Annotated in this window: 13 protein-coding genes and 1 pseudogene; 11 read left to right on the top strand and 3 right to left on the bottom strand. The window is 46.5% G+C overall.

Going from position 1 to position 15688, the window contains the following annotated elements:
• Positions 1-284 precede the first annotated feature (284 nt).
• The 4 genes from nusB to QZ938_RS02130 all read left to right on the top strand — a co-directional run bounded on the left by nusB (position 285) and on the right by QZ938_RS02130 (position 4909).
• Positions 285-917, top strand: coding sequence for a transcription antitermination factor NusB (gene nusB / locus QZ938_RS02115; protein ID WP_293347194.1), 633 nt, complete (start codon positions 285-287; stop codon positions 915-917).
• Positions 918-1036: 119 nt separating this feature from the next.
• The gene (gene ftsY, locus QZ938_RS02120) at positions 1037-2740 is read left to right on the top strand and encodes a signal recognition particle-docking protein FtsY (protein ID WP_293347197.1); all 1704 of its coding nucleotides are present in this window, start codon (positions 1037-1039) and stop codon (positions 2738-2740) included.
• A gap of 452 nt (positions 2741-3192) precedes the next feature.
• Positions 3193-4680, top strand: a complete 1488-nt coding sequence (locus QZ938_RS02125; RefSeq protein WP_293155513.1) for a PP2C family protein-serine/threonine phosphatase — start codon at positions 3193-3195, stop codon at positions 4678-4680.
• The gene (locus QZ938_RS02130) at positions 4670-4909 is read left to right on the top strand and encodes a hypothetical protein (protein ID WP_293155516.1); all 240 of its coding nucleotides are present in this window, start codon (positions 4670-4672) and stop codon (positions 4907-4909) included. Before QZ938_RS02125 ends, QZ938_RS02130 begins: the two co-directional genes overlap by 11 nt.
• 214 nt (positions 4910-5123) lie before the next feature.
• On the opposite strand, the gene QZ938_RS02135 is transcribed toward QZ938_RS02130, so the two are convergent.
• Complete coding sequence (locus QZ938_RS02135) at positions 5124-5315, bottom strand: transposase (protein ID WP_363318763.1); 192 nt, start codon at positions 5313-5315, stop codon at positions 5124-5126.
• A gap of 83 nt (positions 5316-5398) precedes the next feature.
• On the opposite strand from QZ938_RS02135, the gene QZ938_RS02140 reads away from it, so the two are divergent.
• Positions 5399-6835 carry a transposase gene (locus QZ938_RS02140; RefSeq protein ID WP_293347200.1) on the top strand — a complete coding sequence of 479 codons (1437 nt, stop codon included), beginning with the start codon at positions 5399-5401 and terminating at the stop codon, positions 6833-6835.
• Positions 6836-7081: 246 nt separating this feature from the next.
• Entirely contained in the window at positions 7082-8467 is a 1386-nt protein-coding gene (gene argH, locus QZ938_RS02145) for an argininosuccinate lyase (protein WP_293155522.1), read from the top strand.
• Between the two features lie 104 nt (positions 8468-8571).
• On the opposite strand, the gene QZ938_RS02150 is transcribed toward argH, so the two are convergent.
• Positions 8572-8763 carry a hypothetical protein gene (locus QZ938_RS02150; protein WP_194066729.1) on the bottom strand — a complete coding sequence of 64 codons (192 nt, stop codon included), beginning with the start codon at positions 8761-8763 and terminating at the stop codon, positions 8572-8574.
• 479 nt (positions 8764-9242) lie between these two features.
• Between QZ938_RS02150 and QZ938_RS02155 the strand changes: the two are divergent.
• The 4 genes and pseudogenes from QZ938_RS02155 to QZ938_RS02170 all read left to right on the top strand — a co-directional run.
• Positions 9243-9371, top strand: a pseudogene (locus tag QZ938_RS02155) (redoxin domain-containing protein); the annotation flags it as partial.
• Positions 9372-9558: 187 nt separating this feature from the next.
• Entirely contained in the window at positions 9559-9810 is a 252-nt protein-coding gene (locus tag QZ938_RS02160; RefSeq protein ID WP_363318764.1) for a redoxin domain-containing protein, read from the top strand.
• A gap of 69 nt (positions 9811-9879) precedes the next feature.
• Positions 9880-10335, top strand: coding sequence for an NUDIX hydrolase (locus QZ938_RS02165; protein WP_293185753.1), 456 nt, complete (start codon positions 9880-9882; stop codon positions 10333-10335).
• Between the two features lie 158 nt (positions 10336-10493).
• Complete coding sequence (locus tag QZ938_RS02170) at positions 10494-11300, top strand: alpha/beta hydrolase (protein WP_293347203.1); 807 nt, start codon at positions 10494-10496, stop codon at positions 11298-11300.
• Between the two features lie 441 nt (positions 11301-11741).
• Here the strand turns inward: QZ938_RS02170 and QZ938_RS02175 are convergent, their stop codons facing one another.
• Positions 11742-12641, bottom strand: coding sequence for a pantothenate kinase (locus QZ938_RS02175; RefSeq protein WP_293347206.1), 900 nt, complete (start codon positions 12639-12641; stop codon positions 11742-11744).
• 318 nt (positions 12642-12959) lie between these two features.
• Between QZ938_RS02175 and QZ938_RS02180 the strand changes: the two genes are divergently transcribed.
• Entirely contained in the window at positions 12960-15059 is a 2100-nt protein-coding gene (locus tag QZ938_RS02180; RefSeq protein ID WP_293347209.1) for a GAF domain-containing protein, read from the top strand.
• Positions 15060-15688 lie beyond the last annotated feature (629 nt).

Below are 15688 nucleotides of genomic sequence, written 5' to 3' on the forward strand. Positions count from 1 at the left end.
GGGAGAGAGGGAGAGGATTTTTAATAATGCTCAGCGAAATATACAATTGACATCCTGTAGAGCTTAGACGACAGCCTTTGGTTCGCTTTGTCTACATTTTCATCACGCGTAAACTTTCCCCATCGCAAATAATATTTTTCCAAAACCTGCCCAGAAACAATCGTTACTGAGGGCAGGTTTTTTTGCGAGTTTTTCTGCTAAAGTCCAAGTCTATGCTCTGAACCAGCGCTTAGCAATCTCAACAATTCTGAAATTCCTAAATTCCCAATTGCTATCTAAAACATATGAAAAAAGCACGCGAAACCTCACGCGAACTCGCACTCCTCGGTATCAGCCAACTACCGGCGAATCCAGAACTCTTAGAAGCTAAGAAACTGCAAGATGTTCTCCTCGCCGCCATCCGCACCCTGACTACAGAAGTTCAAGAATCCCTAGAAGCAGCAGCCTCCGAAGTGCAGCGAGGTAGCGACAAACTGCTGGCTAGCGAAATCCGCGCCGCTGATATACAAAGTGCTAGAGCAATGGTGCGGGATGCACTCGAACTCACCCAAACCGCCATCAACCGTCTGGGTTCAGCAATGGAGTTTCCGGAACTGATCCAGCTAGCCAACCAGCAAGATGTCCGTACCTATGCTTTGCAAATCCTGACAAAAGTCAGCGCCAACCGCGTTCAAATTGACGAATTGCTCTCGGAAGCCCTGGTAGACTGGCAAATCGATCGCCTGCCCAGGATCGATCGAGATATCATGAGAATCGCGATCGCCGAAATCCTCTATCTCGGCTTAGCTGAACAAGTCAGCGTCAGCGAAGCCGTCCAACTCGCAAAACGCTACAGCGGTGATGAAGGACATCGGTTCATCAACGGAGTCCTCCGCCGAGTCGTCGATAAAATCAATGCAGAAGTTGTAAGTCAGTAGTCATTAGTCAGCAGTCATTAGTCATTAGCGATCGGCAATCCACAATCCACAATCCGCTCTAAACTAAGGACTGATGGCTAAATGACTGATAACTATTCTCTATTTCCCCATTTACTTCTATGGTATTTAATTGGTTTCGTCGCCAGTACAGCGAAAGCGGATCTTCTGAACCAGAAACTCCCCCCGAACAGCCCCAAGATGAGGCGGCAAAATCCGCACCGGTTGAGCCTCAAACAGATGCAGCAGTTGAGGAAACTTCCCCCGCTGTAGCTGAGGATTATCTCAATTGGGCCAAAGCTGCTTACAAAAATATTCAAAAACAGCAAAAACCTGAAACAGAAGTTACTGAAACAGCACCGGCGGAAGTTCCAGCAGCCGAAACAGAAGTTGCAGAAGTTGCAGAATCTGCACCAACTGTTGCAGAAGTTCCAGAAGTTTCACCATCACTGCAAGATGAAAGTAGCGACGGTCAAGAGCCAGAAGCAGCAAGCTCAGTAGAGATTCCCGAACCTCTGTTACAGTCCCCTGAGTCGATCGCGCCTCAACCTGTTACTCAAAAATTAGAAGTTACAGCAGAAAATATAGCAATTGCTCAACCTGCAACTGAGCTCGCAGACACAGAATCGATCGCATCTGAAGACTCTACAGCCGAAGCCCTGCCGTTTTGGGCCCGAGCTCAAGCCGATCGCATGGATCGCATCGAACGCCTCAAGGAAACCGCCCTTGAGGAACCAGAAGTCATCGCAGCCGCCGCCGAAAGAGCCGCAATTATCCAAGAAATTCCCGGTTTTGCCTTTGACGAAGGCTTCCTCTGGTCATCTGAAATCCTAGCCAGTCAAGGGCGCCGGCCAGATCAAGTATCCGTTGAGGAAATCAGTTGGTTGCAAAAACTGCGGAAAGGTTTGGAAAGAACCCGCCGCAGCTTAATTAATCGACTAAAGGCGATCGTCGGTCAAGGCCCGCTCAATCAAGACGCGGTAGCCGAAATTGAAACTTTGCTCCTACAAGCCGATGTCGGAGTCGCCGCCACCGACATCATTATTAAGCGCCTCCAAGAAAGACTCACAAAAGAAGTTTTGCCGCCAGAACAGGCTCTAGCCTTTCTCAAAAGCATCCTGCGCGACATTCTCGACGCTCCGACAGCCGAAACCGCCGCCGGCAATCCCGCCTACAGCTTGACTTTTGCCCCGGAAAAAGACACTTTCAACATCTGGTTGATTGTAGGAGTTAACGGTGCAGGCAAAACTACGACGATCGGCAAACTTGCCCACATCGCCCAAATATCAGGCTACAAAACCCTGATTGCCGCCGCCGACACTTTCCGCGCCGCCGCCGTCGAACAAGTCAAAGTTTGGGGATCCCGCAGCGGTGTCGAAATTATTGCCAACGAGGGGAAAAATACCGATCCGGCTGCTGTAGTGTTTGATGCGATCGCCGCCGCCAGCGCCCGAGGCACAGAATTGTTGATCGTAGACACCGCAGGCCGCCTGCAAAACAAAAAAAATCTGATGGACGAATTAAGTAAAATCCGTCGCATTGTAGACAAAAAAGCCCCCGGCGCTACCGTAGAATCTCTACTGGTCTTGGATGCCACCCTAGGTCAAAATGGTTTGCGACAGGCAGAAGTATTCGCTGAATCGGCAAAATTAAGCGGAGTAGTATTGACAAAACTTGACGGTTCTGCTAAAGGTGGTGTTGCCCTAGCAGTAGTGCAGCAGCTAGGTCTGCCAATCCGGTTTATTGGAGTGGGGGAAAGCATCGAAGATTTGCGCCCGTTTTCTAGTTACGAATTTGTGGAAGCCCTACTCGATTTTAGATTTTAGATTTTAGATTGATGAGGTATCTCTAGCCGTCCCGATTTGGGAAAGCGAATACAGAGCTTCAACATATCAAATCCTTAACCTCAAACTACGATCGCAGGACTTGCGCCGACGGCCACCGGGCGCCCCCCTTAAAAAACAGTGTGGTTTTATTATCCTCATCGAAATTAGGTACGTAGTTGGGCTTTAGCCCTCTTTAGGCCTATGGATAAAGAGGGCTAAAGCCCAACTACATACCTTGATTAAGTAGTTTCAGAAGGGCTCAAAGTCTCCCTTATTAAGGGGGATTTAGACTCAGCTATAAACGAGATTTCTTGACGATTTCAGGCTTAAATTCGCACCAATGGCATACTGCCAAAACTACTTGCTCGAAAAATAACCGGATTTCTGTTCGTGTGGTACGTAATTCCTCACTCACTCAATCTCCTTTTAAGATCGAAAATCACCAATATAAAATGACTGCTGTGCCCTTGCCTCGCCCCTCACCTCAACCTGCTGACCGCCCTACGGGTCGCAATTCCACCGACGCGACGCCAGTATTTGCCCTCAAAGAACTGGTAGCGCGCTTGCACCGATACCAGCACAACGTTCAAGATATGTTGGGCTCGCTGGGATTTGCCCTGCGTAGTTTTAACAATCTCAACCAATTTTTGGAGTTGGTGCCTTTGGTGGCAACTCGCGTTACCGACGCCGACGGGGGAGCCCTAGTGCTGTTCAAACCCAACGGTCAAGTCAGGTTCCAGCAGTTGCACTGTCAGGAAGGACGGCAGTGCCAAGATATGCGGAAAGCGCTGGAAATAGCCACCAGGCAAGCTACAGCAGGTGCGGGCGCGGCTGGTGAATCTTTTTCTCAAACAAGCGGGCAAACTTCTAGTCTCGATTTGCAAGTCGGCCGTTATTTGGGCCCGGATGTTCATTTGTTTGGGGCGCCAATTTTAGTCAAGAATTTGGAACGCGGACGGCTGTTTGTTTTTAGCAGTGACCCACAATATATTTGGACTCCCGGCAGGCAGAAATTAGTTCGCTTGGTGGCGGATCAAACCGCCGTGGCAATTTGCAAAGACGAACTGACGGTGAAGTTGGCCGAAAAAGAACGCCTGGACAGAGAGTTAGAAATTGGGGCGGAAATTCAATTGCGGCTGCAACCCCGCAGTTGTCCCACAATTCCCGGTCTTGATGTGGCCGCCCGCTGCCAAACTGCTAGCAGAGTCGGCGGTGATTATTATGATTTTATTCCCGCTGACTATGACCCGATCGGCAAGGAGAATGAGGGGGAACACCCCCCATCCCTGATTAAAAATCTCAAGTCCAAAATCGACAAGGGTCGCTGGAGCATTGTCATCGGCGACGTAATGGGCAAAGGGGTACCGGCTGGCCTGTTGATGACGATGACGCGGGGTATGCTGCGGGCGGAGGTTTTGAACCGCCATTCGCCTGCGAGAATTTTGCAACATTTAAACCGGGTAATGCACGCGGATTTGGAGAATTCTCACCGTTTTGTGACTCTGTTTTATTCGGAGTACGATCCGAAAACTCGCATTCTGTCTTACAGTAATGCTGCTCACCACCCGCCTTTGCTGTGGCAAGCTGCAACTAATTCGATTGTTCGGCTCGATACTTTGGAGGGAATGTTGATTGGCTTGGATGCTGATTCGCGCTACCAAGAAGCCCACGTGCAATTGCAGCCTGGTGATACTATTATTTATTACACAGACGGATTTACTGATGCTGCTAATCAAAGAGGCGATCGCTTTGATGAGGATAACTTGACAGCGGCTTTTCAGTGGGCTTGTCAAAATTATCAGCAGTCTGAGGAAATTCTGGATTATTTGTTCGATCGCGTTCACCAGTTTATCGGCATCGGCAACCGCAATGAAGATGACATGACACTGGTTGTACTTAGGGTAACACCGACCACAGGAGAAAATCACCATGATAGTTAATTTAATGCCGGAAATTATTGCTGGATTGACCAGCTCGATTCATTGGCATGACGCCGTTCATTTGTTAGTTGTGAAATCTCATTTGAGTTCGCCTGTGATATTGGGTCAAAGCTACGAGATATTTACGAATTTCCAGAAAGCTTGGAACAATTTTGTCTCGACAGGTCAAATAGGAGCTTTTTTTATAGGTATTTTCATTGGCTGGTTCATTAAAGGGATTATTCCTTAGAGTTATTTCCTAACAAATCATCAGGAAGGGATTGCAAAGGTTCGGAGTCAGAACTTTATTCCTTTCTGATGCAGCATGATTTTAACTAGCAGCCGGGAAGTACCTCAGTATATTTAGAGGGGATTGTATCTGAGCGCTGCGCGAAGTACCCCGAATAAATTATCGCAGGGATGAAAGGCTCGTCGGTCGGAGGCACGGAGCCCGACAATTAAACTCAACTACCACAGATCAATCTTCGGGACCCATCCTGATTCTCAATATACTTCCTAAGTGTAGAAACAGTAACACCTCCGCAGGAAGCAATGAAATATGAACTGCTCCACAAAACATCTTTGCGGTAAAACTCATTCACATGAGCTTTGAGGTCTGAAACTGAGCGGGCGTTTGACACGAAGTCGTTTCTCATGTTTTTTCAAGGTAAGTGTTGCGTTTCAGGGATACACTAACTATACTGTGGTGTGGGAAGGTCGAAAAAAAAGGAAGTTTCCCATGCAACTCACGTACAAATACCGCCTCAAACCCACAAAAGCCCAATTGGGAACAATCGTGGCTCATCTAGAACTCTGTCGCCGTCAGTACAACTACCGATTGAGTGAAAGATTTAGATGGTGGGAGTCCACTAGAACGCCTGTTAACGCCTGCCCCTTAACTGCATCCATAGTTTCCGTTGAGGAGATTTATCAAAATATTCCTTTGACCAGGGTGCAAACTAGGGATGGCAGAAAGAAGGATGAGTCAGGCAATCCTTTGACTAGGAAAGGTGACGTTTTCTCGAATGTTGAAGGCGGATATGTACAGTGGCAGGCAATACAACTAGCTGACCTGAAAAATACTAAGAAGCTATTTCCTGATTACAAAGCTTTGAATTCTCAGGTTTTACAGGATGTGGTTAACAGAGTGGAAACTTCCTTTTCAAATTTCACCACGCCTGACAAAAATGGCAATCGTAGAGGCAAGCCCAAGTTTAAAGGATTTGACTACTACAAATCTTTTACTTATCCTCAATTAGATAATTTAGATATCATCAAGGATGAGCAAAATAGAATTTGTGTTAACCTTGCCAAAATAGGTCAAGTACCGATGGTATTCCATCGCCCAATACCAACAGGATTCACGGTTAAGACGGGGACAGTTATCAGAGAAGCAGATAGGTGGTATATTGCCCTGACGCTAGAAGACAAAGCGGTTCCCGTGACGGTTGCAGAAATTCAGCCGACTGACGAAAACACTCTTGGCATTGACTTGGGAATTACTAATTACGTTTACCTTTCTAATGGTGAAAGAGTCGAAAACCCTAGGTTCTTGAGGAGATACGCTGAGAAATTAGCAAGGCTTCAGGCGAAACTAGCTAGTAGAGTCAAAGGCTCTAAGCCTTGGCAAGTTATCAAGAGTAAGATTTCTAGACTGCATCAATTTGTGGCTAGAGCAAGACTTGATTTTCAATTCAAAACAGCGCACGAGCTGTTTCGTAAATGCGATGTTTTGGTGGTTGAATATCTGAGTGTCAAGAATTTGACAAGACGTGCCAAAGCTAAAACCGATATTGATAACAATGGTAATTTGGTTTATTTGCCAAACGGTCAATCAGCTAAAAGTGGCTTGAACAAATCAATGCTTGATGCTGCTCACGGTCAATTCGCTAGCGTTCTCAAGTATGTTGCTTGGAAGCTGGGTAAAAACGTTTTATTGGTTAACCCAGAGGGAACTTCTCAGTATTGCTGGAATGGCCTCAATAAAGTGTCGAAAGAATTGTCGGAACGATGGCATTCTTGTCAATGTGGCGAGTCTTTGGAACGAGATGAAAACTCAGCTAAGCTGATCAAAAAGATTGGTCTAATTCATCAAAGTGGCGGGGGAGCTTCGTCACTCAAAAAAGCCCTTGCACAAAGGGAAATAGAAGCCTGTGGTCTAACGGTACTCCGTTGACAGTCAGGTTCGTTCACTAATTTTGTAGTCTAGAATTCAGTTTTTTAGTTTCTGTACAGGTATAAAAAGTTGGTAGTAATTACCTTAGTCTTTTCTGGCCAAATTTGGGAGGAAGAATTTGCATTCTTGAGTGCGAACCAGAGGACTGACATTCTTTCCTAGAAACCGGAAGACTTGCATTCCTTCCTAAGAACCAGTTTTTAGAGAGTTCTGCAAGAGAGATATAATTGAGTTTTACATTCAGCAATGACCACACAACCGAAAACTTGGAGTCAAAGATTTGAGTCGGCGCTGCACCCAGCGATCGCCCGATTTAATGCTAGTATTGGTTTCGATATAGAACTGATTGAGTATGACTTGACGGGTTCTATCGCCCATGCTAAAATGCTCGCCAAAACTGGAATTATTTCCGCATCAGAAGGGGAACAGCTAGTCAATGGTTTGGAACAAATCCGCCGCGAATACCGCCAAGGTCTTTTTGTGCCGGGAGTTGATGCAGAAGACGTTCACTTCGCTGTAGAAAAGCGCCTGACGGATATCGTCGGGGATGCGGGCAAAAAGCTGCACACGGCCCGATCGCGAAATGACCAAGCCGGCACCGATACTCGTTTGTATTTGCGCGATCGCATTGCAGAAATTCGCGAGCAATTGCGGGAATTTCAAGGGGTTTTGCTCGAAATTGCAGAACTTAACGTCGAAACATTAATCCCCGGTTACACGCACTTGCAGCGCGCTCAGCCAATCAGTTTGGCTCATTACTTGTTAGCTTATTTTGAAATGTCCGATCGCGATTGGGAACGCCTCGGCGATGTCTCGAAGCGGGTGAATATTTCGCCTTTGGGTTGCGGCGCGCTGGCGGGGACGACTTTCCCGATAGACCGACACTATAGCGCAGAACTCTTGGAGTTTGACCAGGTTTATGCTAATAGCTTAGATGGAGTGAGCGATCGAGATTTTGCGATCGAATTTCTCGCAGCCGCCAGCTTGATTATGGTACACCTGAGCCGCTTGTCAGAAGAAATGATTTTGTGGTCTTCTCACGAATTTGGATTTATTACGCTCAAAGATAGCTGCGCTACGGGCTCTAGCATCATGCCCCAGAAAAAAAATCCCGACGTGCCGGAGTTGGTGCGGGGCAAGGCGGGGCGGGTTTTCGGTCATTTGCAAGCCTTGCTTGTAGTAGTGAAGGGATTGCCTTTGGCCTACAACAAAGATTTGCAAGAAGATAAAGAAGCTTTGTTTGATACCGTCAAAACTGTACAAGGTTGCTTGGAAGCAATGACGATTTTGCTGCGGGAAGGAATCGCGTTTAACAGCAATCGCCTTGCTGCTGCCGTTACAGAAGACTTTTCTAACGCTACAGACGTAGCAGATTATTTGGCTGCTAAGGGCGTTCCCTTCCGGGAATCTTACAACCTCGTGGGCAAAGTTGTTAAAACTTGTCTGTCGGGGGGCAAACTCCTCAAAGATTTGACACTTGAGGAGTGGAAAGACTTGCACCCAGCTTTTGATACAGACATTTATAGCGCGATCGCACCGACTCAAGTGGTTGCTGCTCGCAATAGTTACGGTGGCACCGGATTTGAACAAGTGAGAAAATCACTGATTGCTGCGCGCGATCGGATCGCCTAAACTATCCTCGTTGAATTCTTGGGCAAATTCATGATGGCTATCTCTCCTTAGAACGATCGTGTTTTGCACTCTCGGTTCTAAGTTGGGCAGATAGCCTGACTATATTACTCTTCAGCAGCAGCCATATCTTTGTCCCGTCCGCCGCCGCTCATGGCGCCCATCCCGCCGCCGTTGCCGCCGTCAAATCGCCTTCTCTTGTTGGAGAACATATCTTGATTTCTCCGCTTGCGAAATTTGCGAGCGTATGCTTGATTTCGTTGTGCCTTCTCTTTCTTGAGATTGCGGCGCTTAGCCATTCTGACCTCACTAATAAACATTGACATTCCCCAAGCTTTCGGCTCGGGGATTCTTCGGGTTGAAATTCTCAGCACTTGTTTGTTACTGAGATTCTTGCTTGGGCAAAGTCACTTGTTTACGACAGGATTGCTCCAGTCGCTTTAGAGGTGTCTTCTCCCAATCGTGAATTCCGGTATATCCTACCGTACTCGATCGATTCTCTTTAATGTAGTTAGGTTTTGTTCAAATTTAGCTTTCCTAAACCGCAACACCGATCGGTGTGACTGCGAACTCAACTAAAGGAGTGCGAGTTTTTACGTTGTCTAGTTATACTCAATTTTAGACCGATGACGATTATATCACACCCGGCACTATTACCGATCGACAAGAACAGTCCCTCGACTGAGAGTTTCTTAAGTCGATCTTGATCCGCGCGCGATCGGGACGCAATGTTTTTTATTTGCGAACATATTCTAAAAACTCTTGACAAATACCACAAATGACACTAAATCCTGGTGACTTAGCCCCTGTCTTCAGCCTGCCCGACGCTGCCGGCCAACTTGTGGGCCTCGCAGATTTTCGAGGGCGGCGAGTTGTACTTTATTTTTATCCTCGGGATAACACCCCGTTTAGCTTGGTTTTCGCGTAGGGGGATAATGGTCAAGTTTATGCAATTATACCAAAGAATTTGCTGGTTTCCTCATCCACCCCGACGCTGTTCCACGTTCCGAAGAGGAATTTGACTCGCAAGAGTGGAATCGTCAACTCGCACGCATTCATCCCGACGCGAGGCTACGCTCCTGGCGCGGGGATGAATGCTGCTGAAAGCTAAATATCAACTGCCTTTTCCCTTGCTGTGCGACTCAAACGCCGAAGTGGCAACCGCCTACGGTTGTTACGGACTCAAAAAATTTATGGGCAAAGAATTTATGGGCATTACTCGATCGACCTTCGCGATCGACCCTGATGGTAGGATTGAAACTGTTTGGCGCAAAGTCAAACCAGAATCTCACGCAGTGGAGATTTTAGGAGAATTGTCGGATATTTTGCCTGAAAGAAGAATATAATAATTCTGACCCCAAATCTGCGAGATAGCAGGTCTAAAATTACTTTCCCCTAAACAAACTTTTGAGTGTATGCGTAGATTGTGGCAATTTGTACAGACTGTGCTGGGTCTGATTTTTCGACATCCCGTCACTGGTACCGCCGTGATTCCTGTGTTGCCTGACGGGCGAATAGTGTTAATTCGGCGCCGCGACAACGGTCGCTGGGCCCTGCCGGGAGGTATGGTGGATTGGGGAGAGGATATTCCGACAACAGTGCGCCGAGAATTGGCGGAGGAAACAGGACTCGATTTAGTCAAAATTCGTCGCTTGGTGGGCGTTTATTCGGCTGCCGATCGAGATCCTCGCTTGCACTCGATTTGTATCGTGGTGGAAGCAGAGGTGCAGGGCAAGATGCAAGTTCAGGATTCGCTTGAAATCAGCGAGGTGGAAGCTTTTTTGCCGACAGCGCTGCCGGAAGACCAGCTTAGCCATGATAATGGCGAGCACTTGCAGAACTATTTTCAAGGCCTGACAACTTTAGCGTAAATTCTCAGGGCATCTACATTTGAGCAACGTTGGGAATTACCTCACCTTAACAAGCTACCTTTTATTAGTAGGGAATTAATTTTTAATGTTTCCATGCTTTAATTTATGATATCTGAACATTAATTTAATAATCTTTTTATTGCTGAATATTAAACCGGATGTACTCACCGTTACGCAATTCTCGGGTCAAACTCTCTTTAGGACACATTTTCTGGCGCGAAGTCGGCAGAGGCCCAAATTTAGTATTTTTGCATGGTTCTTGGGGCGACGGCAGTCAGTGGCTGCGGACGATCGAGCTTTTGAGCCCGGACTTCCAATGCTTCGCACCAGATTTGCTGGGCTTTGGCGACTCGGAACACCCAAATGTTAATTATTCGATCGATCTGGAAGTAGAATGTCTCGCCCAATACCTCGATGCTTTGAACCTGCAAGAGGTTTATTTAATTGGTGACTCTTTGGGCGGCTGGGTGGCTGCTAGCTACGCCATCAAATATCCCGATCGAGTTCAGGGTTTAGTGTTGTTAGCCCCAGAAGGCGTCAAGGCTGGCAACCAGGGGGGGCGGTGGCAGACGGCTAGTTGGCTGATCGCTCAACCTCCGTTGGCATACTGGTTGTTGCGATCGATCTATCCAATTGCTAAGTTGCTGGGGGGTCAAAAGCAGATTGACAGACTGCTAAACTTGAGACAGCAGTTGATGCAGTCCCCAGTTGCCGTGCAGTTGCTGTTCGGGCGGCGGCGGCCTGAAATTATAGCAGAGTTAGTTGATGAGAATTTGGCCTTGCTGAAAGCGCCTGTTTTGGTTTTGCAAGGTTCTGAAGATACCCCCGCAGCTTTGTCTCTGTGTCAATCCTATGCTGCTCTGGCTCCTAATGCCGAACTGCAATCTGTCAGTCCGGGAGACAGCAATTTGCCGCAGGAAGCCCCGGATATTGTTGCTCGCTATATTCGCCAGTTTGCCAAATGAATTGATAATTGGTCATTAGTCATTAGTCATTGGTACACCTTTAAAAAAGGTATGTTGTTGCGCTTGAGCGCTCTTTATATGCAAGAGCGCTTAAGCGCAACAACGTGCCTAATATGCAAGAGCGCTTAAGCGCAACAACGTGCCTAATATGCAAGAGCGCTTAAGCGCAACAACGTGCCTAATAAACATTAACCTGCATAATAGAGCCAGTTGCTGCGTTCAAGACTGTGTTGATTGAGGCGGATTTTTTCTGTTCTTATTATTCCTATTCCGATTGATTGCAGAGAATTGGTCGCCGTCAACATTTAACAAACTCATATAAATTCAAAAAAAATACAACTGTATGCCCCTGTTTGAAACCTTTACGGAATCAATCATTACCAATTCTTCAACATCAAATCTCAATCAATTGGTCAATCCCCCAATCCCTCAATCTAAAATCTAAAATGCTATGATTCCCCAAAAAATAGCCTCTGGTGCGTCAATTACCGAGGAAGCCGTATTGGGAAATAGTGCGGTGAGGTATTTCAATAACAAAATGCGATCGCCCCCCGTGAGTGCAATTTTGCTATTCGGAAACAACCTCCGCCAATCTTCAATAAAATCCCTAACTCCTGCCACCGCCGCATATACAACCCCGCTTTGAATTGCCCCAGCAGTATCTGTAGCCCAGCGATGCGGAATGTTTTCTGGTAAGCGTACTGAGGGCAATGCAGCAGTCTTTTTTCCCAACGAGGATAACTGCAAACCCAAACCCGGTAAGATGGCACCCCCGACTAAATACCTATTGACATTAGCCCCAGTAAATGTTAAAGCTGTACCAGCATCTATAAGTAAAATTGGCCAACCTAACTGGTTGCCAGCACCCAGTAAAGCTAAAGCTCTGTCAATCCCCAGGCTAGGATAGAGTCCCCCGATCGGCAACTGGTCTAAAGTAATAATTCGGACTTCAGGATAACTCTGCCAAATAGCTGTTTGCTGGGGAACTACTGAGGCGAAAACTAACGGTAGCGGCACTACAGAAAGCGTGTGAGAACTAGACACAGCGGGAGTAGCAGGAAGACCAAGCAGATTTTGAGCCGATATTTGCTCGATCGACCTCATCACCGTTTCCACCAAATATTCCGCTTTTTCTGCCTCCGATAGCCGGGAAACAGCATCAGCTTTGAGATGCTCAGTATCCCATGTTCTCTCCAGGGTTCTGCCCGTAAATAATCCCCAGTGCAACCGCGAATTGCCGATCGCCAAAGCTATTTTGATCGGGCTTTTACCTGTCAATCCAGCGATCGGGTTGTCGGTGCCACTTCCCGGGCAAAAATTGTCGGCAATTGAATTTTCCATGTTTATCGATCGATCGCGCGCAAACAGTATCACTATAGATAGATTTTAGATTAATTTTATTCCCTTAGGGGGACGGTTAACTCTAATTGACATCTGACGAAAAAGATGGCGCGTGCCTCATTAGTATTGTCGGCTGCTGAGCCATAATTATTATTGATAAATATTTGTAAAGCAAATAATTGCAATGCTCGGGATATATCATTTATAATGTTTTAATATCGTTCTAAATTTGTGGTAGCGACGATCGGCTGGTGGCGGGGTAAGCAAATGTGTAAAAAACCAGAGTCTATCAAAATACTGTACAAGTGCTGAGTAAATATGTCTTTAAAAATACAACAACCAGAAACCCCCTGGCAGAGACTGACTGCGCGGTTGCCTGAATCAGGTAACTGGAATCAAGAAGAAGGTCTTTTGCTGCCGGAAGTAGACCAACAAAAAGCTATCATCGTGCAGATGCAGCAGCAAGTTCAGCTATCAAACTTGCTCAACGAAATTAATAACGAAATTCGCAGCACCCTTGATATAGAACAGATTTTAACATCGGCGTGCCGATTGCTGGGGCAAGCGCTACAGTGCAGCCGCGCGAGTATTTTAGTCAAAGAATGCAATACAGAAAAAACGTTAGTCACGCGGGGAGAGTACAACGCGGGAGACTATCCCATACAACTGGGGATGAAAGTACCGATTACTGACAACCCGCACTTGGCCGCAGTCGTATCTGGGCAAGAGTCGCTAGCATTGACGAAGTTTCTGGATTTTCCGGGGTTGAACGCACAAACCCGAAAAATTGCCGAGGCTTTGGAAATTAAGTCTATGCTGGCAGTTGCTACTCGCTATCAAGGTGAAGTGAATGGCATAATTGGTTTGCATCAGTGCGATCGCGAACGGGAATGGACTGATTGGGAACGGCAACTATTAGAAGGGGTAGCATCGCAATTGGCGATCGCGATCAATCAAGCCAAACTCTACAGCAAAACCCGCCGTCAAGCCGAACGAGAATCTCTGCTGCGACTGATTGGCAACCAAATTCGCAGTACCCTAGATCTGGGAACTATCCTGCAAACAGCGGTGAGAGAAGTCCGCCAATTGTTGCAGTGCGATCGGGTAATTATCTATCAGTTTCAAGACAACTGGCAGGGAACAGTTGTCGTTGAAGATATGACAGTTCCTTGGCCTTCAATTTTAGGAGATATGGGGGCAGATAAGTGTTTTAGGGGAAATTACGCCGATCTTTACCAGCAAGGGCGAGTCAAAGCAATTAATGATATTTTTCAGGCCGGTTTAGAGCCTTGTCACGTTGATTTTTTAGACAGCTTGCAGGTAAAAGCTAATCTGATCGTACCGATTGTTACATCCCAAAACGAAGACCATTCACTTTCTACAGACATAAATTCTCCTGTAAAATTTCCCGGTAAACTGTGGGGTTTGTTGATTGCTCACGAGTGTCACGATACCCGAAATTGGCAGCGCCAAGAAATGGAGTTGCTGTCGCAGCTAGCCGATCAAATGGCGATCGCGATTCAGCAAGCAGAACTTTACAGCCAAGTCCGAGAAGCGGCAGTCAAATCTCAAGCTCAAACCCAGCAATTGCAAGCAGCCCTCCAAGAATTGCGATCGACACAGCAGCAATTGATTCAAAGCGAAAAAATGTCTGGTTTGGGGCAAATGGTAGCGGGAATTGCTCACGAAATCAACAACGCTAACAATTTCATCCACGCTAACTTGTTTCACGCTCAAGAATATTTTAAAGTCTTAAACGAAGCTCTAGAATTGTGCGGGAATGCCTGCCCAGAAGCAGCGGAGGCACTTGTCAAAATCAATGAAGAACTAGAACTCGATTACGTTCGAGATGACTTTGGCAAAATGCTCAATTCGATGCGGGAAGGCAGTGGCAGGATTCGATCGATCGTGATGACGCTGCGAAATTTTTCTCGCTTAGATCGCGCAGAATTTCAAGCTGTGGATTTGCATGAAGGTTTGGAAAGCAGTTTATTGATGCTGCAACATAAACTCAAATCAAATATCAAAATTGAAAAACAATACGGAAATCTGCCGAGAGTCAAATGTCATCCCGGTCAAATCAACCAAGTATTTTATAATTTGATGGACAATGCCTTAGATGCGATCGACTCAGCCGACAAACCCGGAGAATTAACAATCCGCAGTTGGCTAAGCGAGCCGGACTGGGTAACAATCTCTGTGCGCGATACGGGAAGTGGCATTCCGGCGCAGATTCAAGACAAGATTTTCGATCCGTTTTTTACGACTAAACCTGTGGGGAAAGGTACGGGCTTAGGACTTTCGGTGTGCTATCAGGTAATTGTACAAGCTCACGGCGGCCGGATTCGGTGCGTCAGTCAGGTGGGCGAAGGAACTGAGTTGATAGTGGAGTTACCGCTGACGAATCGGAAGAATTGAATAGCAAGAAATATAGGAAGAAACCGGGTTTCTGAGTTCTGGGTGCGTCCAATTTCTTTTAGGGCTTGCTGAATATAAAGTATAAAGCTTGCCAGAGCAGGCGTTCAAGATTTCTTGGCTCTATCTAAGTGCAAGTTATAGGATTATAGAGGCTCAAAACCCTTCCAATGAAAGTTGTTAGTTTCTGGATAAATTTGGGATTTTAGCAATAAACCTATTATTTTTTAACCTGAGTTCGGGTTAATTTTTGGACGCTTGGCGGTTAGAAACCGCAGCTATACAGACAAAGTGTGCCTCCACACACTCTTCTGCAGGCCTCAAAATCTAGTCTGCTCCCGTCAGATCGAGTCTGTGTAGCCACGAATTCCATTCGCCAAGGCACATTCAATGATTTCTTATCCCGAACTCAGGTTTTTTAAGGTGTGTAGCCTCGTTTTTCCACTACGCATACTTTTTCAGCAATCCGTAAAATAAATCAGATTTGGTGAAATGGGGATTTTGTCAAGACCTAATTTGTGGATTTTTCTCAAAATGGTCGTGAAGCGAAGCTATCCCGTAGGGAATCGCCTAACTCAAACATTAATAACTTTGAAGTTACTTAACAGCGTCATAAGAAATTTTATGAAGAT

Source organism: Microcoleus sp. CAWBG27 (assembly GCF_020883145.1).
Lineage (GTDB): Bacteria > Cyanobacteriota > Cyanobacteriia > Cyanobacteriales > Microcoleaceae > Microcoleus.

Coding starts and splice junctions, on each gene's coding strand:
- QZ938_RS02160 (WP_363318764.1), top strand. CDS start 9,559: ATGCTGCTGAAAGCTAAATATCAACTGCCTTTTCCCTTGCTGTGCGAC.
- ftsY (WP_293347197.1), top strand. CDS start 1,037: ATGGTATTTAATTGGTTTCGTCGCCAGTACAGCGAAAGCGGATCTTCT.
- QZ938_RS02135 (WP_363318763.1), bottom strand. CDS start 5,315: ATGAGAAACGACTTCGTGTCAAACGCCCGCTCAGTTTCAGACCTCAAA.
- QZ938_RS02165 (WP_293185753.1), top strand. CDS start 9,880: ATGCGTAGATTGTGGCAATTTGTACAGACTGTGCTGGGTCTGATTTTT.
- QZ938_RS02180 (WP_293347209.1), top strand. CDS start 12,960: ATGTCTTTAAAAATACAACAACCAGAAACCCCCTGGCAGAGACTGACT.
- QZ938_RS02130 (WP_293155516.1), top strand. CDS start 4,670: ATGATAGTTAATTTAATGCCGGAAATTATTGCTGGATTGACCAGCTCG.
- QZ938_RS02140 (WP_293347200.1), top strand. CDS start 5,399: ATGCAACTCACGTACAAATACCGCCTCAAACCCACAAAAGCCCAATTG.
- QZ938_RS02175 (WP_293347206.1), bottom strand. CDS start 12,641: ATGGAAAATTCAATTGCCGACAATTTTTGCCCGGGAAGTGGCACCGAC.
- QZ938_RS02170 (WP_293347203.1), top strand. CDS start 10,494: ATGTACTCACCGTTACGCAATTCTCGGGTCAAACTCTCTTTAGGACAC.
- QZ938_RS02125 (WP_293155513.1), top strand. CDS start 3,193: ATGACTGCTGTGCCCTTGCCTCGCCCCTCACCTCAACCTGCTGACCGC.
- nusB (WP_293347194.1), top strand. CDS start 285: ATGAAAAAAGCACGCGAAACCTCACGCGAACTCGCACTCCTCGGTATC.
- argH (WP_293155522.1), top strand. CDS start 7,082: ATGACCACACAACCGAAAACTTGGAGTCAAAGATTTGAGTCGGCGCTG.
- QZ938_RS02150 (WP_194066729.1), bottom strand. CDS start 8,763: ATGGCTAAGCGCCGCAATCTCAAGAAAGAGAAGGCACAACGAAATCAA.